Source organism: Vibrio sp. 1562 (genome assembly GCF_033340155.1).
In the GTDB taxonomy this organism is placed as follows: domain Bacteria; phylum Pseudomonadota; class Gammaproteobacteria; order Enterobacterales; family Vibrionaceae; genus Vibrio; species Vibrio alginolyticus.
The window spans coordinates 210,039-228,357 of sequence record NZ_JAWOVY010000007.1 but is presented as its reverse complement, the minus strand read 5'-3'; the positions used below and the strand labels follow the sequence as shown (position 1 = coordinate 228,357).

General features: G+C 45.7%; 17 protein-coding genes. 5 read left to right on the top strand and 12 right to left on the bottom strand.

The genetic code is table 11. The features are described from left to right. Positions 1-786: 786 nt before the first annotated feature. Entirely contained in the window at positions 787-1,704 is a 918-nt protein-coding gene (locus tag R7Z49_RS10345; RefSeq protein ID WP_053809756.1) for a leukocidin family pore-forming toxin, read from the top strand. A gap of 68 nt (positions 1,705-1,772) precedes the next feature. After that, the gene (locus R7Z49_RS10340; RefSeq protein WP_282149603.1) at positions 1,773-2,456 is read left to right on the top strand and encodes a topoisomerase I; all 684 of its coding nucleotides are present in this window, start codon (positions 1,773-1,775) and stop codon (positions 2,454-2,456) included. A 78-nt stretch (positions 2,457-2,534) separates the two neighbouring features. On the opposite strand, the gene R7Z49_RS10335 is transcribed toward R7Z49_RS10340, so the two are convergent. From R7Z49_RS10335 to R7Z49_RS10305, 7 genes are all read right to left on the bottom strand, one after another. Then, positions 2,535-3,233: an ABC transporter ATP-binding protein gene (locus tag R7Z49_RS10335; protein WP_282149732.1), complete on the bottom strand. Its 699-nt coding sequence runs from the start codon at positions 3,231-3,233 to the stop codon at positions 2,535-2,537. Positions 3,234-3,255: 22 nt separating this feature from the next. Then, positions 3,256-4,539 (bottom strand): ABC transporter permease, encoded by a 1,284-nt coding sequence (locus R7Z49_RS10330; RefSeq protein ID WP_282149604.1) that lies wholly within the window; start codon positions 4,537-4,539, stop codon positions 3,256-3,258. Positions 4,540-4,541: 2 nt separating this feature from the next. Further along, positions 4,542-5,756, bottom strand: a complete 1,215-nt coding sequence (locus R7Z49_RS10325) for an ABC transporter permease (RefSeq protein ID WP_282149605.1) — start codon at positions 5,754-5,756, stop codon at positions 4,542-4,544. Continuing rightward, entirely contained in the window at positions 5,753-7,024 is a 1,272-nt protein-coding gene (locus R7Z49_RS10320; RefSeq protein ID WP_318111621.1) for a TolC family protein, read from the bottom strand. The genes R7Z49_RS10325 and R7Z49_RS10320 overlap by 4 nt, the downstream gene beginning before the upstream one ends. Beyond that, positions 7,017-8,150 (bottom strand): efflux RND transporter periplasmic adaptor subunit, encoded by a 1,134-nt coding sequence (locus R7Z49_RS10315; RefSeq protein ID WP_318111619.1) that lies wholly within the window; start codon positions 8,148-8,150, stop codon positions 7,017-7,019. Before R7Z49_RS10315 ends, R7Z49_RS10320 begins: the two co-directional genes overlap by 8 nt. A 228-nt stretch (positions 8,151-8,378) precedes the next feature. Further along, entirely contained in the window at positions 8,379-8,813 is a 435-nt protein-coding gene (locus R7Z49_RS10310) for a hypothetical protein (RefSeq protein ID WP_052708172.1), read from the bottom strand. Positions 8,814-8,815: 2 nt separating this feature from the next. Then, complete coding sequence (locus R7Z49_RS10305) at positions 8,816-9,628, bottom strand: TIGR02594 family protein (RefSeq protein ID WP_046874446.1); 813 nt, start codon at positions 9,626-9,628, stop codon at positions 8,816-8,818. A 376-nt stretch (positions 9,629-10,004) separates the two neighbouring features. Here R7Z49_RS10305 and R7Z49_RS10300 point away from each other — a divergent pair, with 376 nt between their 5' ends. Next, positions 10,005-10,538, top strand: a complete 534-nt coding sequence (locus tag R7Z49_RS10300) for a hypothetical protein (RefSeq protein ID WP_015297004.1) — start codon at positions 10,005-10,007, stop codon at positions 10,536-10,538. Positions 10,539-10,587: 49 nt separating this feature from the next. On the opposite strand, the gene R7Z49_RS10295 is transcribed toward R7Z49_RS10300, so the two are convergent. The 5 genes from R7Z49_RS10295 to R7Z49_RS10275 all read right to left on the bottom strand — a co-directional run bounded on the left by R7Z49_RS10295 (position 10,588) and on the right by R7Z49_RS10275 (position 16,229). Then, entirely contained in the window at positions 10,588-11,103 is a 516-nt protein-coding gene (locus tag R7Z49_RS10295; protein WP_318111616.1) for a protein disulfide oxidoreductase, read from the bottom strand. After that, positions 11,100-13,211, bottom strand: a complete 2,112-nt coding sequence (locus R7Z49_RS10290) for a protein-disulfide reductase DsbD family protein (protein WP_318111615.1) — start codon at positions 13,209-13,211, stop codon at positions 11,100-11,102. Before R7Z49_RS10290 ends, R7Z49_RS10295 begins: the two co-directional genes overlap by 4 nt. A 65-nt stretch (positions 13,212-13,276) precedes the next feature. Further along, a complete protein-coding gene (locus R7Z49_RS10285; RefSeq protein ID WP_258676389.1) occupies positions 13,277-13,675 on the bottom strand; it encodes a hypothetical protein in 399 nt (132 codons plus the stop codon). Between the two features lie 102 nt (positions 13,676-13,777). Next, entirely contained in the window at positions 13,778-14,380 is a 603-nt protein-coding gene (locus R7Z49_RS10280) for a response regulator transcription factor (RefSeq protein ID WP_025767241.1), read from the bottom strand. Positions 14,381-14,405: 25 nt separating this feature from the next. Beyond that, on the bottom strand, positions 14,406-16,229 hold the full coding sequence (locus R7Z49_RS10275) for a sensor histidine kinase (protein ID WP_282149609.1): 1,824 nt from the start codon (positions 16,227-16,229) through the stop codon (positions 14,406-14,408). 178 nt (positions 16,230-16,407) lie between these two features. Between R7Z49_RS10275 and dsrO the strand changes: the two genes are divergently transcribed. Both dsrO and nrfD read left to right on the top strand, forming a co-directional pair. Next, complete coding sequence (gene dsrO, locus R7Z49_RS10270; protein WP_318111611.1) at positions 16,408-17,175, top strand: sulfate reduction electron transfer complex DsrMKJOP subunit DsrO; 768 nt, start codon at positions 16,408-16,410, stop codon at positions 17,173-17,175. Next, positions 17,172-18,302 (top strand): NrfD/PsrC family molybdoenzyme membrane anchor subunit, encoded by a 1,131-nt coding sequence (gene nrfD / locus R7Z49_RS10265; protein ID WP_318111609.1) that lies wholly within the window; start codon positions 17,172-17,174, stop codon positions 18,300-18,302. Before dsrO ends, nrfD begins: the two co-directional genes overlap by 4 nt. Positions 18,303-18,319: the final 17 nt, after the last annotated feature.

Below are 18,319 nucleotides of genomic sequence, written 5' to 3'. Positions count from 1 at the left end.
GCTACGATGATTAACTGATGTAACCGATCAGATCGTAACTTCCTGATTTAGTTCCATCGAATTACGCAACAAAGCCGATGCTAACTGGAATATAGGACAGCGTAGCTTAAATAGCACTTTTCACATTCAATCATTTATTCAAGCATTCGTTTAATCAGAAGTACCTTACATTTAATATTTTCGGAAACATTATTATTTAATTATCTTATTTATTTCTTTTCCTGTATTTGCCATCTCAAACGTAAAGTTTCATTTTTCTGTTGTAAAAGCACATATAACCTCATACACGAATATGACAACTTCATTGACGAGCTTTGTCACCCAACTATTACATGAAGCTCGAAAAAACCAATAATAAAACAAACATAAGCCACTGTTTTAATTTAAATTAAATTCAGGAAGCTGTAATGACCACATAACGACACTTTACTTAGTTTGGCATAACAAAAACCTCAACAATAACATGGTTAACACTTGTAAATTTCACTTCTATCAATAAGAAAATTTAAACATACATTAGAAAATAAAAATTAAGTAATAACTTAAAAAGGTAAGACTTAATAACTACATTCTTATTTATTATAGTTGAGTAATGAATTTAAAAACTATGAGACATTAATCCCACGAATCTATACTTTTCCTTTTTTTATTAAAATACAAGATGCAACATTTCACCGCTCAATTATTGAGCGCCAATTAATAACCAGTCCATAATTATAAAACACCCATAGAGTTATTGTTAAAACCCAATAATAACCTTTATGGGCTGACTAATAGGAAAAAACAATGGAAAAACAGCATCTTTCCGCGAGTATTATCGCGCTCGCATTACTTGGTTCTCTAGCTCCAGCACATGCTGAAGATACATTAAAAGCTTACACTTCGACCTTGCTACAGCTCGATGATAGCGATGCACGCTCGAAGAAAATCCGCTTAATTTACTCCTTAGAAAATGTCTGGAATCAATCTTTGCTGCCGAATGGAGCTAAGGAAGCCAAGTTGCTTCTAAACGGAGGTTCTGGTTTCGACATGACTAATGTACCGAATAAAGAGCAGATCTATGGTTTTGCCACCGGTGGAGACTACCGTTACACAATCCCAACAGCCTTTAAACTGGCACTGAGTTATTTAAATGGTGCCCCTTTACGTCATATGAGCCATGCTCCAGAAAACACTATTGCAACAGCATCTGTCAGTGAGTCTTTGGACTTTAATCTTGGCTTCAGTGCTTCTGATTCTCCAAATATTAGCGGTGGTATCTCCTGGAGCAACCGCGTAACTTACGATCAACCAGAATTTCAGACGGTGGCTGATTTTGATCAGACCAATGAGAGCATTAATTGGCTTATCGAAAACCAGACTATCCGCCACAATACTCCACCTAAAGACTGGTTATTGTACCGTTGGACCAGCTGTGACATGGGCAACCTAATTGACTATAGCGAATTACCTGTCGTGATGCGCTCTGACTTTAAACCGCAAGTCGGTGTTGTATATCGAAAAAATGATATTCAAGATGGCCTAGATACGTCAGAAGTCAAGCTGGTTGCAGGTTGGCGAAAAACCAATTACTACTTTGGTCGTGACTGGTGTAGCTGGTATACCACCCCAGAAAATACCTGGAAGAAAAATCGTGATAGCAGTCAATGGACAGAGACTAGCCGAGCCGTAACTATCTCTTGGAATGACGCGCTCTACCACTAACTTATTAGCCTGCGGCCACGGAATGAATAAGTGGCCGCCGTATTTACTAATGAAATAAACGGTAAGACATGACAAGTAATAAAAAACTCTTGACTGGATCGGCGCTAGCACTTGGTGCAGTACTCGCCATATTTCTAATTAATTCAAATAACAAGAATACCCAGACCGAACCTGTTGCAAGCCTAGACGAGCAAATCAAGACAGAAGATGCTGCGACAATGAATGTACCCCCTCCTGAGAGCGATGCTGCTCAAGAGGTGGTTACCGTTCCAACACCACAAAATAACAATGACGCTACTTCCGATGTCATTCCAGCTACACCTTGGATATCTGCCCCATTAAATGAATTGAGCAATGAACTGTACGATTTTATTGAAGCTGAACAGGTAAGTTACATCAGCACAACCGACTATCCATTCGACGAGCAAAAGCAAAAACAATTGCGAACATTAGCTAAACAAGGGGTTCCTATCTTGTTTGACAACACGGAATCATCCTATTTGGATAGCTACGGCGTCAGCGAAACCAAAGTGGTTTCAGAGTATTTTGGTACGGCGTCTGAAGGTGATGTCATCATTGCTACCGGAGTACAGAATGAGGATGGCAGCATTCATTATCTGGTTTTGCCTTTGAAGAGCAAAGATCTCAACGATAACAGTAAATTGATTGAGGACACTAAGCTCGCAATCACTCTACTGAAAGAACAAAAGCATGACTTGATAAAAGAGAGACAAAGCGAACATCGCGAATAAAAATAAAGGAAGATGGCTTCTCCTATTCCATGGCTATCTTCCTTAAAGTAACTCCAGTCTCAATCAAGAAAAATTCATTTATCTTCCCTCCGGAGCTCTATCCGAAATCACCTTACCATCTTTGATGGTGATGATGCGTTTAGTGCGCTCTGCCAGAGCGTTATCGTGAGTCACGATGATCAATGTTCTGCCTTCGGCGTGGAGTTGGTTGAACAGAGCTTCGATCTCAGCACCAGATTTTGAATCGAGCGCGCCGGTTGGCTCGTCAGCTAGGATGATTTGAGGGTCGTTGACCAAGGCTCTTGCAATCGCAACTCTCTGCTTTTGACCACCAGAAAGCTGGTTTGGTTTATGGTCTAAACGATCCCCTAGCCCGACTTGCTCTAGCAATTTGGCAGCGCGCTGGCGACGTTCTTTGGCTTTGATGCCAGAGTAAACCAACGGCAGCGCCACGTTATCGAGCGCCGTCGCGTATTCCAATAAGTTAAAGCTTTGGAAGACAAATCCAATCTTGTGGTTACGAATGCCAGCGAGGTCATTCGCACTTAAACTTGATACGTTTTGGCCGCCAAGTTGGTACTCGCCATCGGTGGGCTTATCTAAACAGCCGAGCATGTTCATTAGCGTTGATTTACCCGAGCCAGACGGGCCAAGAATCGAAAGAAACTCACCTTGATTGATGGTTAAGTCTACGCCGTCGAGCGCACGTACTTCCGCCTCTCCGCTTGAGTAGTATTTGCAGATGTTGGTTAGCTCAACAAGCGGCTGGTTCGACATGTTCTCTCCAGAGTTATTGTTGTTATTCACTTTGTAGCGCCTCCAATGGGCTGACTTTTGCGGCTCGGTTTGCAGGTAACCATGCAGATGCCACACCAATTATCACTAAGGTGAGGATGACAATCGCGACAACGACCCACGACAACTCAGGGACAGGTTTACCCAGTTGTTCATAAAAGGCATTGCCCTCTAAAGGAATGGAACTGATGGCAGACACCAGCGCGTACGTCACGGCTAACCCAAGCGCGCCCCCCATCATCATTGTCAATAAAGACTGCACTAAATAGTGCATGCGAATGGCCGTTGGGGTTGCACCGACTGCCATGCGCACGCCGATATCACGCGTAGATCGCTTTACGGTGGCATACATCACATTGGCAATGCCGACGCCAGCAACAGCTAACGTCACGAAGCCGATAATGCCAAGAAAACTCTGCAAACCTATCAGAAACTGCTGCATACTCTTTTGTTTAAGGAACATATCATCGACTTGGACGACCTGTTCATCACTGACACTTGCCCCGTGTTTACGGGCAATCACTTGCCTGATCGTCTTTGCTAAGGCTTCTCGGTCTACATCCGCTTGTGGCTGCACATTGATGCCACCAATTTCACCGTTGACATGAAATCGCTTCCACGTCGATAACGGCACAAAGCTGGAATAGTTGATAAGATCCCCCTGTTCTATTTGGGCGCTGTTTTTCTCCAATACGCCCACAACGGTTAACTCCTCATTGCCGATTTTTACCTTTTTCCCCACAGGGTTGACTTGCAATGTGACTGTCGCAAACCAACTAAAGTCTTCATTCGGGTTGAATAAGTCGGCTGCCAGTTCATAACCCAGTACAACGACTTTGCGCGTCTCTTTTTGATCGAGTGGATTTAACCATCGTCCCCCCGCCATCGGCACCAAATTGGTCATGGATTGAAACTCGCTCGTGACTGCTAGCGGCTCTTGCCATGAGCTTCTGTCACCAACGGTGATGCGCTCTTTCCACTTCGCAGTTGGCGCAACGCTTTTTACATCGGGTAACGCTCGAACGATCTCTGAATCGTCCATTTTTAATGTCAGAAATTTACCTTGGTGAAAAGCACCATGGTCGACGGTGGCCATCCCTCCGGTCAAATAGATCAAGTTGCCGTTACCATTTTGTGCGGTTTTCAATACGCCCTGACGAATGCCCTCACCTACCGCCAACATAGCAGCGATACAGAGGGTCGCCCACGCTACAGCCAGAATGGTCAAACCCAATCTCAGCTTTTCTGCGGCCATTTCTTGGAAAATTTGTCTCATCGGTAACAACATGACTAAGCCCTCGCACTCAAAGCAATGACTGGCGTGAGACGCGATGCTCGCCTTGCTGGGAAATACGATGCCATCAATGCCAAGATAAGCGTCACAAGTAAAGACCAAGCAATGGAATCTGGCGTGATCACAGGCAAACCAATCCATTCCGGTAATGCCATGCTGCTTAGGACAGATACCACTGCATACGAAAACATCAGACCTAATGCCGTGCCCACGGCTACCAAAATAAGCCCTTCAAGAATAAACTGACTGAGTATGGATTTTTGAGTCGCCCCGATCGCCAAACGCACACCGATTTCACGCGTGCGCTCCGTGACAGATAAAAACATGATGTTGGCAACGCCAAGCGCACCGACCGCCATGGTCATCGCGCCGCTCGCTCCGAGAAAAATCTGAATGCCACGCAAAATTCCACTGATGACCGCCGCACCTTCACTAAAATCAGGTAATTCGACCGCATCTTTATCACTTGGGTCAAAATGAAGCTGCTTGGCGAAAAAGTTCACGATATTTTGTCGAAACGACGGTGCATCCATCCCGTCTCTCGGCTTCATCAATACCATCCAAGGTTTCGCATCCCACAAATCGCGGTACGTTGTTTGAGGAATGAAAACCGTGCGGCTATCGCCGAATGAAATGCCAGTGTCCTCACCAACGGTTATCCCAATCACCAAAAACGGAATGCCGTTGACTTTGAGCCTATCCCCGATTTGGATTCCGCCCATTTGCGCAATTTGATCGCCTAACACCGCCACGCGAGTGTGGTTTTCCATATCACTTGGTGACAGTTTTCTCGAACCGGATTGCAGCTTGCGTTGCATTAAAGGAAAGTAAGACGTATCAATACCGCTGACCGTACTCGATAAGTTCTGTCCTTTGAGATTGGTGATATTCGCATCCCATTTGGCGTAAACGCTCGACGCCTGTTGCACGAAGCCCGACTGTTTGATCATGTCGACTTTTTCTTGTGGAATATCAATTTGTCGTCTTGAAGGTAACCCTTGCCACGGTTTACTGGTACTCGACGGAAACACCACTTGCACATTGTTGATCATAAATGAAAACGACTGGGTCTGATGGCGATAAAAGCCTTCGCCAAGTGCGATTAACACCACCACAGAGATCACGCCCCAAGCAATCGCGATAATGGCTAGCACACTCTTCATGCGGTGCGCCATCAACGTTTGCCAAGTTTGTTGCAACAGGCTGCTCATGAATGAAAAGCCCGAGAGATCAACGCCATGGTATCGTCATCGAGTTTTCCTGCGGTTTGCAGTAAGCCGATTCTCTTACGCCAATAGCTGTACAAGTTGGTTTGCAGACTGTTTTTCGCCTCAAACAAGCTGTTGTGTGCACTGATAACTTCCGACACTTCAAGCAGACCAGCGTCGTAAAGTTTCTCTTTGCTTTGCAACACTCTGGCGCGCGACTCAACCAGCTCGTTCGCTATCAAAACTTGATTCCAGTTGATATCGACCTGAGTAAACTGCTGAATAACTCGTTTCTGAATATCAATTTCCACTCTACGCATATCTTGCTTGGCGCTTAAAATGTTCAACGATGCTTCGTCCACTTTCGCTCGCACTGCACCATTGAGGTCAATCGGCAAACTCAAACTAATCCCAGCGTTAAACTCGCCGTTTGAACGATTGTCACCATCGCTGTAGCCCACACTGCCTTTGACGGTCGGGTAGTATCCACCTTTAGCTGAATCTTTCGCGAACTCGCTCGCTTTCACCATCTGCGCCGCTACCAACAGCTCTGGACTGCTGTCTTTCGCCAGCTTTAGCCATTGCTCCTGAGAGTCCACCAGCATCGGCGGCTGAATCAAAGAATCCGTTCGTATTTGGTCGACACTCTCCGGCATTTGATTGATTAACGCCGCAAGCTCTGCTTTTTTCACTTCGAGATCGACTTTTGCATTGAGGATACTTGCTTGCTCAGAGACTTGATTCGCTCGCATCTCTTCAACATCAACCGACTTCACTTTGCCTGCTCGATAGCGTTTCTCAATGATGTTGAGAAGTTCCTTCCCCTCCTCCAGCTTGGACTGCGCCAATTTGAGGTCGCCCTGTGCGCTTGCCACATCTAGGTAAGCGGTGAGCAGCTTCTGCGCAAGCTCGTTATGCGATTGAGATAGCTCTAACTGTGCTTTGAGATAATTGGCATTCGCTTGATCCAGTTCCGACCACAAACTGCTATCCCAAATAGTTTGAGATAAGGTAGCGCCGTAACTGTTCGAATGGCTTGAGGACTCATTCCAATCCGCTGACGCACTGGCACTTAAACCCGGCAATAACGCACTGCGGCTACTCTGTACGCCAACCTCGCCAAGCTGGACGCCGATTTTCGCTTTTTCGTAATTTGGATCGTTCTGCTTTGCTTGTTGCCAAGCTTGTTCAATAGAAATTGCGTAGGTCGGCAAACTGAGCATTGCTGCCAACAATGCAAATGCGATTGTTGATCGTTGCTGCTTAACCATGCGCCGCTCCCATCATGCTGTTGTCGATGACCTCTTCATCAAGCTCCACGCCGTCAAGCACTTCGACATTGATGCCATCTGACAGACCGAGTTTCACAGGTTGTTTATGAAACCCTTGTTCTGAGCTGTCGGGGATCAGAACATTCGGTGCGTCACCATCAAATTGCAGAGCGCGCTCCGGTAGAGTGAGTACGTTTTCAGACTTCTTAAGAATGATTTGAGCCGTCGACGAAAACCCAGAACGAAGCAACACATCTTGTGGGATCTTGAGTTCTCCCACTTCAACCTCAAAACCGTTATCAAAACTTTTTGCCGAAGCGTTGCCTTCTGGTGAGTTAAGGTTCTCAGATTGAATCGCCACTTTGGTTAGCACACCAGAAATCGCCACATCAGGATAAGGCGCAACCGTCAACATAACGGGCATTCCCGGAGACAACTGCGCAGCATCATGCTCACTGACGCTACCTTTAAAAATCAGACTGTTCATGTCGGCCAATGACATCATTTCAGTCGCGGCTTGGCTTGATTGAGTCGAGATGATCGGCTCTCCTACCTCAACTTTCTGGTTGAGTACCGTGCCATCAATTGGCGCGTAGATCGTCGACGTTAAACGCGCATCACCGATAGACGCTTCACCACTGCGGATGAGTTCGAGATTCTGGCGCTTTTGCAATACGTCCGCTTGCGCAGATTTGACTGCCGAGCGCGCACTTACGTATTCGTCGTAGTTACTTGGAATAATGTCCTGCTTGACCAAGCTTTCTAAGTTGGACAGTTTTTGTTTGGCGGATTCCAGATCGGCTTCGCCACGCATGAGTTCTGCCGATGCATCCGTTAATGCTTGGGGGGTTGGGTTTGGACGCACTTTGATCAGCGGCTGGCCTTGCTTCACCTTTTCACCAACTTTCGCGTAAATTTCACCGACGATACCATCGATTTGTGACTTGATAGACACAGAGTGTGCAGGGACAATTTTACCAACAGCCACCGCTTGTTTCTCAATCGTGCCTTTTTCCACAATCAATGTAGGCAGCAATTCTGGTTGAGCGGCAGATTGGAGATAGAAATACGTACCACCGCCGAGCAGCGCAATGCTCACAGCGGAGACAAGCCAACGTTTCGTCATTATTTATTCCAACAATTATTGGGTAGTCTAATGACTACTCCTAAAACACAAAGTTGAAGGAATAATATCCTGCTTTAATAGAGGTTTGGTTGTCACAGTTGGTATGGTTTTGTCAGTCGCCTCTGACAATCAAAGACTAAAAAAATCTCGAGGAATCATTCAGCAAAGACGCTGTCTACGATGGCGACTAACATTCTCTGTAACCGCTCGTTTCAACCGCCCCCCATTTCATTCTGAACAATGTGCAAAATGGCGCTGCTCTGTATCCAAGTGAGCAGCTGTTTCTTGAGCGTTTAATATATTCTCTTGATTAGCCCCAAACTCAGCCCCTGTTCCAGGCCAATAATATGTATCTTTATCACGACATAGTGTGAGAATGACAGGATCATTGTGTATATTGGGCTCATCTCCTAGCTCGCCATACATACTGAAAGTAATCTCAGACCCAACGTCTCCACGAAGTTTCTGAATCACTTCTGCTTGAACTTTAAAGAGAACATCTTCCTCGTGTTCAGCAAACTTTTCAAAACCTGTAATTTTCACCACTGCAGAATAGGGCGTTTGAACTATCGCATCTTTGAGTACCTCATTCTGAGAGTACACTCCCTGTGAAGCACAAGCTGATAAGCTTACACAGCCTAGCAAACTTATAAATTTCTTCATATTTAACTTTCCGTTCCTGCTAAGGCAGAGCCTTTTGTATATACAGGTAAAGTACCTTTTGTTTCATCGTAGTTACTCGGTACTACGAACTTGTCCCAGACATCAATAGAGTACTTTGCTATATTGACTTGGTTGCTTTGGTTTCCTCCTAACATGTACAAATGCCTACCATCAGGGCTCTTTCCCACGACAAAAGCAACATGCCCACCACCTTTTCTCGATTTAATCCCTAGAGCTCCATGTATAGGTTCTGAGATGTTTTTACCAAAACCCTTCCACTCCTTTGCTCGATAAGCTTCTTTTACTGGAGTGATTCCGTGTTGTTTAAAAACCCAAGCGGCAAACGAACCACACCAAGCATTTTGACCTCCAGAGTCATCAGTGCCCCAGAACTTAGATGCTGTAAAATACTCTAAAATCCTTGGATTGGCCTTAGTGCCTGAAACTTCTTTTTGTCCAATTTCTCCCAACGCTGTTTTCATCCAAGGTACTTTGGTTACTAGTTTTTGAGCATCATGAGGATCATTTTTCACTGAGCTATAGGTTGGTAATCCATTGAGCTTACGATGAGTTCTACCATTTACATCAATCCGACCATCTGGCTTTACCATATAAAGCAGCTTACGCTGACACACTTTTATTGCCTCTACTGTTTTCGATAAATGAGGGCTCCGCCCTAACGAGCCATCAACAACCAACAGTCGGGTAAACCCTATTCTCTTTTGGTTATCATTTAAAAATTGTTGAACTGCTTTAACATCATTTTTAGAGTTAGTGCCATTTATACCAACAGAACCACGGATTTTTAGTCCCATTCTCATTACCTTTATAGCTAATCATATACTTAAGAAAGTACGCCTTAGCGTGGCAACAATAAAGATGAAATATTTTTTATACGATTAGCCATACGAGGGAAATTAGGTGTTGAAAATATAGATTACAAATAAACTCAGCTCATATCACTAAAAATACCTATCTAGCATCTTTTGGTAACGCTTCAAAGCAGAACAGCCGGATGTTTTTAAACTACACGTATTAGTAGACGATAAACTGTATATGAAAGAACACTTAAATTAATGTAACAAACCTATCGCTTATTATTTTTCATTTAAATAATGATTCTTATTTTGAATATCAACCTATAATTAAAGTGCTCAAATTCTCATGTTGTATTAACTTGAGGTTTAATTTATGAAACTAACTCCTTATTTAACTGCTGTTGTTTCGGTCAGCTGCGCTTTTGGCGCATTCGCAGCCGATGATTCAAAAGCACTTTTAGAAGATGCACTGAGTGCTGCACCACCGACTATTCGCGATAAAGTAACAGTGATGGACTGGAACAATAATGTTCTGCAAGAAGGTTCTAGCCAATACACTTGCTTCCCAACGCCTCCTCAATTGGAAGGCATTGCTCCAATGTGTATGGATGGTCCTTGGATGGAATGGGCAGACGCTTGGATGAACAAAAAACCTTTCCAAGCCAAAGCATTAGGTATTTCTTACATGTTAGCGGGTGATGGCGGTGCCAGTAACACCGACCCATTTGCAGAAGGGATGACGGACGATAATCAATGGATTGTGGAAGGACCACACTTGATGATTATTACGCCAGACCAAGCGTTGCTCGACTCTCTACCAACCGATCCAAGTTATGGTGGCCCATACGTGATGTGGAAAGGCACGCCATACGCACACATTATGATTCCCGTTGGAGCGAGAAAATAAAAAGAAAAAATCCGATATTCAGTATTTTGAATATCGGATTTTTATTTAGTTATTGAGCTAACCAAATTCTCGCCAATATTCCTATCGGCGTTGTGACGCCTGTCGTAATAGAGGTCACTTCACCATTTCTTAAAATATAAATGGTTGGAGTCACGCTAATTTTCCATTCACGCATAATATCGCTTGAAGGATCGTTTATGTTTTCAAAACGATATTCTTTTGCCTGCATAAACTGCGCCACACGCTCATTTGGCCCTGATGAGCCAGAAACACCAACTACGGCATAGTCATCACTCAGCCAGCTCACGCTTGGGCTTACAAATTTACAAGCGGGACACCAAGTCGCCCAAAAATAAACAACGACAGGTTGTTCATGACTTTGTGCGATTGCATCGAAGTATTCACCATCGCTCAATACGGAGCTCAATGGTGGTGCCTCCTGTTTGGGAATATCTTTGGTGCGATACCAATCCATCGCGATAGAAATAACGGTGACAATGAGCACCATCTGTACGATTTGAACGAGCCAATATCGGACTGTTCTACGCTCCTTTGTCGAACTCATTGAATGGATCCTCCACTCGCTTGTTTCACCGCGCTTAAAACAACATCATCAGTCAGAATCACAGGTAACGGGATACCTTGTGGCGCCGCCGGGCCATAGACGATGTTGAACGGCACACCGTAACGCCCATGAGCTCGTAAAAAGTCCGTTACCGAGCCGTCCGGATGCGTCCAATCCCCTTTTAACGTCGCCACATTAGGGCTTTGCAGCAATGAGTAGACAGGATCTTGCCAGATTACGCCGATCTTGTTCGCTTTACACGTGACACACCAATCCGCAGTCACATCCACAAACACCACTCGCCCATTATTGACGTGCTCTTCAATCGCTGAATTAGAAAGCTTTTGCCAAGCTAGATCATCCGGAAGTGGCGTTGCCCATTGGTCAGCAGTGACACTGCCAAGTAGTAAGCCGCCAGCTATTAACACTAACGATGCGGTCCCTGATACAACAAGTGCTTTCTCACCATACACACGCTTAACTCTTGCCATCATGACGACAAAAGCAATCACCGCGATGATTGCAATCCATAACATCGGAACATGATTTGCCATTAATGAAAGTAGCCAAACGCTGGTTGCCAACATCATTATGCCAAACACGATCTTAACGACATTCATCCATGGACCAGGCTTTGGTAGTTTTAGCGCGACACTTGGAAACACAGCGACTAAGACCCAAGGCAGTGCCATGCCCAATGCTAATGCTGTAAAGGTAGCAAATAACGTTAATACGTCCGCGCCCAAGGCAAAAGCAACGGCGGTGCCTAAAAACGGTGCGGAACAAGGTGTCGCAAGCAAAGTAGCGAACATACCTTGAACGTAGTGACCCACTAGAGAGTTATCACCTTTCGATGCGAGCCATGTATTAGTACCCGATGACAGACGGATTTCAAATAACCCCAACATATTGGCGCCGAACAAAGCAGTGACTAGTACCATCAATCCTAGGAACCAAGGGCTTTGGAACTGCACGCCCCAACCGATCGCGTTACCCGTAAGCTTCAACACCAAAATGAATCCAGCTATCAGCCAGAACGAAGTGAGAATCCCCAGAGAAGAAGCGATAAACTGGGTACGAATTTGACGGCGCTCTACACCATGCGCAGCCACAATACTGCTGAGCTTCATCCCTAATACAGGCAGCACACACGGCATGATGTTCAAAATCAAACCGCCTAACAATGCAAATAAGAAAATACTCGCTAAAGAGGTAGTTGGCAGTGACGATGTAACCGCTCCTGCTTGTGCTTGTGTTACCTCTTCGACCAGCAAATTATCATCTTTGATAGAAACATATAACGATTGTTCATTAAGCTCTACCTCACCCAGCCAGGTATCAACCGAGTAATTTGCTGTGACGATATCACCTTCTTGCTGAAGTCCATCCAACTTGAAGCTATAGTCACGAATCGCATCACCAACACCATCTACCAACACTTGAGGATTTTGCCAACCTTGCGTGTTCTTTAGTTTGATTTGTAATTTGGATTGAGTCGCATCCCAATTTGTTTGCGTGACCTCAACAAAAGGCGAAGATTGAGGAACATTACTCACCGCTTGGGCGTAACTGAACATCACGTCTTCGTCCACTTTCAGATCAGAAGGTAAGAACGTCAATTGAATTTGGTAGTCCGTCAGCACACAAATCGTAGTACAGGAAGAAAGCGTGAGCACTGCATCAATCGTGACGGGTTTCGACATATCGTCGATATGCAGCATCATTGGGAACAAAGTGTCGCCTTTGTAACCGAGAGTCTCAATGCCCAATAACTCGAACTTTTGCGGATATGGCCATTGCCAATCAACCTTGCTCAGGTTTTGCGAGTTTTGCCAATCTATCGATGGCGCGACACCACCCTCGCCCGGCGATCGCCAGTAAGTTTTCCAGTCTCCGGTTAACTTGACATCCAAATAACCTGTAAGTGTTTTGGCTTGCGGATCTTGTTGACCCGTTAGTACAAAGCGCGTTTGCACTGGAGGATGTTGTGGATTGGTCATCCAACCGGTATCGGTAGTTTGTGCTGAAATATTCAGAGAGAACAAACTCAAAGCCAGCGTCATAAAGAACATAGACGCGAACTGAGTCAGTTTGGTAATTTGATTCATAGTAATTCCTAATAATAAAAACAAATGTGCTAAATCGCTGACGTTATTGGTCAGAAAGCACGTTTTTATTCTTGGAATACACAGAAAGTCAGATGGACTCGATACTTACGACCTATCGGCTCCGTCCAATGTTGTGCGCGAATATAAGTGCAGCACATCCAAATAGCCGATGCTAAAAGACCGACAAACAGAACAACAATAAACGCATCGAGTTGATGTTGAGAAAATTGAATTAACTTTTCAGACAATTCGCATTTGCTGGTTTCGTTAGCATCAATCGACTTGACGCTCGAACCCTCATCAGTAAGTGAAACAGCAGGCGATACCGTCTCGTACTTCATAGAGCATGACGATGCAAAACCTGAATTTTGCATCAGACACACGACAACCACCCAGCCAATAATCGCTAGTAGCCATTTCACCCGTTTATGTGGCGTGTGATGTCGTTTAGTCAATAAACTCATAAGAATTCAGATAAAGTAGGAACGAAGAAGATAATACGCGAGTCGTCATAAAGCTCAAGTTGTATCCACAAAATAGCATTAAGAAGCTTCACTCACTAAGCTCTAATCTAGCTTGCCATAAATATATGCCAACTCTGCGACGGTTTTTGCCGAGAACTTCTTCAATAGATTAGCTCGGTGTACTTCAACCGTTCGCATTGCTATGCAAAGTTCGTCAGCAATACGAATGTTGCGCTTTCCTTCAATAATCAAACGTAAAATGTCTTTTTCTCTAGGTGTGAGCGATTCATAAGCCGATTTAGCTGCTGCCATATCGAGGTTTGTGGCAGACTGCGCCTGTCCCTGCAAAATGGCTCGTGCCAGTTCATCGCCTTTGACTGGTTTTTGGAAGAAATTGACCGCCCCAGCTTGCAATGCATCGACCGCCATCGGAACATCACCATGCCCTGTCAGATAAATAACGGCTAGCGGGCTGTTGGCTTGATTTAAAATTTGGTGCACTTGCTGGCCACGAAGGTTGGGCATTCGGCTATCAAGGATCACGCATCCGGCCTGATGAATGTTCACTTTATCGAGAAAAGATTGCCCATCAGCAAAAGTCGTCACGTTGAAGTCATGCTCTTCCAACATAAAAGCGAGCGAGTCACGCACCGATTCATCATCGTCGACTACAAAAACAGGTAGCTGCTTTTCACCGCTGCTCATTGAATGCTCCTATGCCTAGTTCAGATTAGTTTTGATATGGAAACACAAGCTCAACCAAACAGCCATGTGGCGCTGTCGAGCTGATGAGAAACTCGCCACCATGCATTTCCATTACATCACGACAAATGGCTAACCCCAGCCCGAGCCCTTCTTCTTTGCTACTCACAAACGCTTGAGTTGGATTCTCTTGCTGCAACCCTGTGCCGTTGTCCAATACTCGAATGGAAAGTTGATTGACTTGGTAGTCACTATGCAGGGCAATTTTACCTTGATAACCTGACGAGTGATATTTCTCTTGGAACAAAGTACACGCATCAATCGCGTTACTGATCACATTAACTAAAACCTGTTGAACGCCCACAGCGTCGACAAGTACCGGACAGACGTTCCCTTCTATACTGGTCACAATCGAAATATTTTGCTTCTGCATTCGAAAATGGAGCAATTCAATCGTGTCATCAATAAGAACTTGAAGATCGCACGGCGCTTTGTCGACACTGCGCTTGCGGATCAACGTTCTTAAGCGCTGAATAATTGCATCGGCTCGTTCAACTTGCCCCTGTATTTTCTCAAGCACTGGGACAATATCTTCATGAGGGCGTTTTTTGGCCAAGCGAAGTAAACCGCCTTCACTGTAATTGCGAATGGCCGCCAATGGCTGATTGAGCTCATGGGCAAGACTGGTGCCGATTTCACCGACAATCGCGACTCTTTGTGAATGCTCTAACTGTTCACTTTTCTCTTTTAAACGTAACGATGTCTGCTCCAACGCTTGCTTGCTCTTGCTAAATCGATACTCAAGCCAAAAGTGGTAAGCGTTCAATACAATCACAAAAATGAACAGCGCCCACGCCCATTCCTGATGACTACGCAGCCAACGCAATGCTTCTTGCCACCAAGGCTGCTGCAACGGATGGAGGTCTAGCGCCTGATAAAGTTTGTCGATGCTCAGCAAGCTGACGGGTGACGTCCAACCTGACGCGCCTGCCGCAATAATCGCAGGGTGATCTGGCGGCATCGCTAACAATACTTGCGCAATCTGTTTGGCGAGCTGAGCTGAGCCACGCTCTGTTTTGGCAAATGACCAGTTTGGATATAACGGCGTAGAAACAGCGCACGAAGAATGTTCATTTGGCTGTTGATTTAGGACTCGAAAATCACCTTGCTGTAACAGACCTTCATTTTGCATCTGTTCCAATAAACAAGCAGGGATGACAGCGGCTTCCACATTACCATCACGCAATTGATACAGGTTGGCGTCAATAGGAAAGCCGAGGTAACGGACATCAGCAAAGAAATCGTTAGGATTAAGACCCATTTCCAAGATTTGATAGCGCATCGTTAGATAACCACCAAAGGCTTTTTCTGATACTGCCGCAACGGGAAGCCCTGAGACATCTTGCAATGTTTGATGGCTTGAATTGGCTCGAACCACCAGCGCCGAACCAATGCCGTAGTTCGAATTTTGCGGCACTCGGCTGGTTAGCGTTGCCATCCACGATAGCGCGTATTGCCTGCCCAATCGCACGGCTTGACCGGGGTTAGTTAAGATGAAATCCATCGTCTGAAACTTCACCGCTTGGCCCATTTCATCCAAGTTAAGGGGATGAAGAACAAAATGCACATCGGAAATTTGCTGATTGAGCCAATCAATGGTCGGTTGCCATCTCTGCTCAGCATAAAGATGACCGCGTATCGCTAACACGCCCACTTCGACTTTCTGCTTGGCCTCTGGCTGCACTGCCTTTTGCTCTTGCAGATCTGCTTGTTCAGAAACTGCGCCCTGAGCCAAAGATGCAAAGGCAACCAAGCAAAGAATCCGAAGCTGAAGCCACAGTACTTTTTTCATGATGAGTCGAATCGTTCCGTCAAGAAAGTGCGACAAGAATAACAGCTACCTTCCCTAAACCACATTTGTTTTAGATCAAGTTTGATCTGGGTATGTGGAAATCCACAATATAAGCCTCGCGGTGCATTTCTCACAATGGAATCAGTCAATTCAAATACAACAAAAAAGCAGGTGAGTTATGGATTCCACCAAACGTCGCTTTCTCAGCGCGGTCACAGCTGGAGCCGCGTTAATTCCAGTCGCGGGCATTGGCACGGTAACCGCGGGAAACATTATTCGCAATAACCAGTCCGCCGATCGAAAAGGACAAGTGGGGAAACGTTATGCCATGGTGGTGGATTTACGAAAGTGCGTCGGATGCCAGGCTTGCACCGTGGGTTGCAGCATTGAAAACCAAGCACCTATCGGTCAGTTCCGAACCACAGTAAAGCAGTACGAAGTCACGCTGGATGACGGTTCGAAAGCCACGCGAGAAGCGAAAGCCTTTATGCTCCCTCGCCTTTGTAACCACTGCGAAAACCCGCCCTGCGTGGCTGTGTGTCCGGTTCAAGCGACCTTTCAGCGAGAAGATGGCATCGTCATGGTGGATAACAGTCGCTGTGTCGCCTGCGCGTATTGCGTACAAGCTTGCCCTTACGATGCTCGTTTTATCAATGAGGACACCCTCACCGCAGATAAATGCACCTTCTGTGCACATCGACTCGAACAAGGCTTATTACCTGCCTGCGTGGAAACCTGTGTTGGCGGTGCGCGTGTGATTGGTGATTTGAATGATCCATCAAGTGAAGTCCGCCGCTTAATTGCGAAGCACCAAGACGACATCAAAGTGCTAAAGCCCAATGAAGAGACCAAGCCACACGTGTTTTACATCGGCATGGATGAACGCTTTACCAGCCATATCGACGGGCAGCCAGCTATTTACGACCCACAAGGAGAGCACGCATGAACATCAGCGAAGTGTTAGTCCAACCTCAAGCGATGGCTTGGCTCCCGTGGGCGGTACAGTATTTCTTCTACATCGGTTCGGCTTATGCGGCTGCTATTTTATTCCTAATCGCCCTATTATTTGAAAAACACACCAGCCACAGACTGCGCGCTGCATTTGTGCTGACGCTGGCCATCGGCGCCATCGTGGGACCATTAGCGTTAACAGGCGACCTTCACCAACCGGGACGAGCTTGGCATTTTTACGCGCACATCACGCCGTGGTCATGGATGTCTTTAGGGTCGCTTTTCTTGCCTGTTTTCTCAGGTTTAGCGGTAATAACCGCATGGCTGTATCTCCGCCAGGATCTGATCAACTTACGTGATCAGCCTGGGAAAGTACTGCCTCTAATTTCAAAGCTGTCATTGGGTGACTGGGCGCTCTCTCGTAGAGCCATGCTTATGGTGTCCGCCATCACGGTACTATCAGGCATCACCATCGCTGTCTACACAGGCGCTGAAATTGCGGTCGTTAAATCGCGCTCGTTATGGCACCAACCCGCGTCACCAATTCTTTGGTTTGTCACTGCATTTATGGGCTCGGTCGGTTTCGCTCTGCTGATTTGGCTCTTGCTGCCTAGTCAGTCAAAGACGCTAACATCTGGCGATACTAATTTACTGAAAAAATCGGTGGTTACCAGCGGTGTATTAACGCTGATACTGCTACCGATTTGGGCATCCAACAATTCCGCTTTTTCGCTCTATTCTAGCGAGCAATGGATGCACAACATTGCCCTGCTCACTTTCGTTATTTTGGGCAGCATTACCTTCGCGTTTATGACGATGAGAGACACCAAATCGTCAACAACGTCTCGTATACATCGTGTCATGGGCTCGTTGTGCCTGTCGTTGATCACGTTGGCAAGCGCATGGCTGATCCGCTGGTTCACCATCATGGAAGTGCAAACCATCGCCAAGTTCGATGCAGGGCTGTATCCATACCAACTCACTATGGATGGAAATGGCTGGATAGGCATTATCGGCATGCTCGGATTATGGCTTGCACTGGCATTACTCGCTTCAGAGTTAATCCAGCCAAAGCGAAACTCCGAAGTGACACCAACATCACTCACTTTAACTGAACGCTAATCAAAGAGGATTTCATT

Excerpts from the sequence above, each read along its gene's own strand:
- R7Z49_RS10275 (WP_282149609.1), bottom strand. The coding sequence starts at position 16,229 with ATGAAAAAAGTACTGTGGCTTCAGCTTCGGATTCTTTGCTTGGTTGCC.
- R7Z49_RS10300 (WP_015297004.1), top strand. The coding sequence starts at position 10,005 with ATGAAACTAACTCCTTATTTAACTGCTGTTGTTTCGGTCAGCTGCGCT.
- R7Z49_RS10340 (WP_282149603.1), top strand. The coding sequence starts at position 1,773 with ATGACAAGTAATAAAAAACTCTTGACTGGATCGGCGCTAGCACTTGGT.
- R7Z49_RS10335 (WP_282149732.1), bottom strand. The coding sequence starts at position 3,233 with ATGTCGAACCAGCCGCTTGTTGAGCTAACCAACATCTGCAAATACTAC.
- R7Z49_RS10310 (WP_052708172.1), bottom strand. The coding sequence starts at position 8,813 with ATGAAGAAATTTATAAGTTTGCTAGGCTGTGTAAGCTTATCAGCTTGT.
- R7Z49_RS10280 (WP_025767241.1), bottom strand. The coding sequence starts at position 14,380 with ATGAGCAGCGGTGAAAAGCAGCTACCTGTTTTTGTAGTCGACGATGAT.
- R7Z49_RS10290 (WP_318111615.1), bottom strand. The coding sequence starts at position 13,211 with ATGAATCAAATTACCAAACTGACTCAGTTCGCGTCTATGTTCTTTATG.
- R7Z49_RS10315 (WP_318111619.1), bottom strand. The coding sequence starts at position 8,150 with ATGACGAAACGTTGGCTTGTCTCCGCTGTGAGCATTGCGCTGCTCGGC.
- R7Z49_RS10330 (WP_282149604.1), bottom strand. The coding sequence starts at position 4,539 with ATGTTGTTACCGATGAGACAAATTTTCCAAGAAATGGCCGCAGAAAAG.
- R7Z49_RS10295 (WP_318111616.1), bottom strand. The coding sequence starts at position 11,103 with ATGAGTTCGACAAAGGAGCGTAGAACAGTCCGATATTGGCTCGTTCAA.
- R7Z49_RS10345 (WP_053809756.1), top strand. The coding sequence starts at position 787 with ATGGAAAAACAGCATCTTTCCGCGAGTATTATCGCGCTCGCATTACTT.
- R7Z49_RS10305 (WP_046874446.1), bottom strand. The coding sequence starts at position 9,628 with ATGGGACTAAAAATCCGTGGTTCTGTTGGTATAAATGGCACTAACTCT.
- nrfD (WP_318111609.1), top strand. The coding sequence starts at position 17,172 with ATGAACATCAGCGAAGTGTTAGTCCAACCTCAAGCGATGGCTTGGCTC.
- dsrO (WP_318111611.1), top strand. The coding sequence starts at position 16,408 with ATGGATTCCACCAAACGTCGCTTTCTCAGCGCGGTCACAGCTGGAGCC.
- R7Z49_RS10325 (WP_282149605.1), bottom strand. The coding sequence starts at position 5,756 with ATGAGCAGCCTGTTGCAACAAACTTGGCAAACGTTGATGGCGCACCGC.
- R7Z49_RS10285 (WP_258676389.1), bottom strand. The coding sequence starts at position 13,675 with ATGAGTTTATTGACTAAACGACATCACACGCCACATAAACGGGTGAAA.
- R7Z49_RS10320 (WP_318111621.1), bottom strand. The coding sequence starts at position 7,024 with ATGGTTAAGCAGCAACGATCAACAATCGCATTTGCATTGTTGGCAGCA.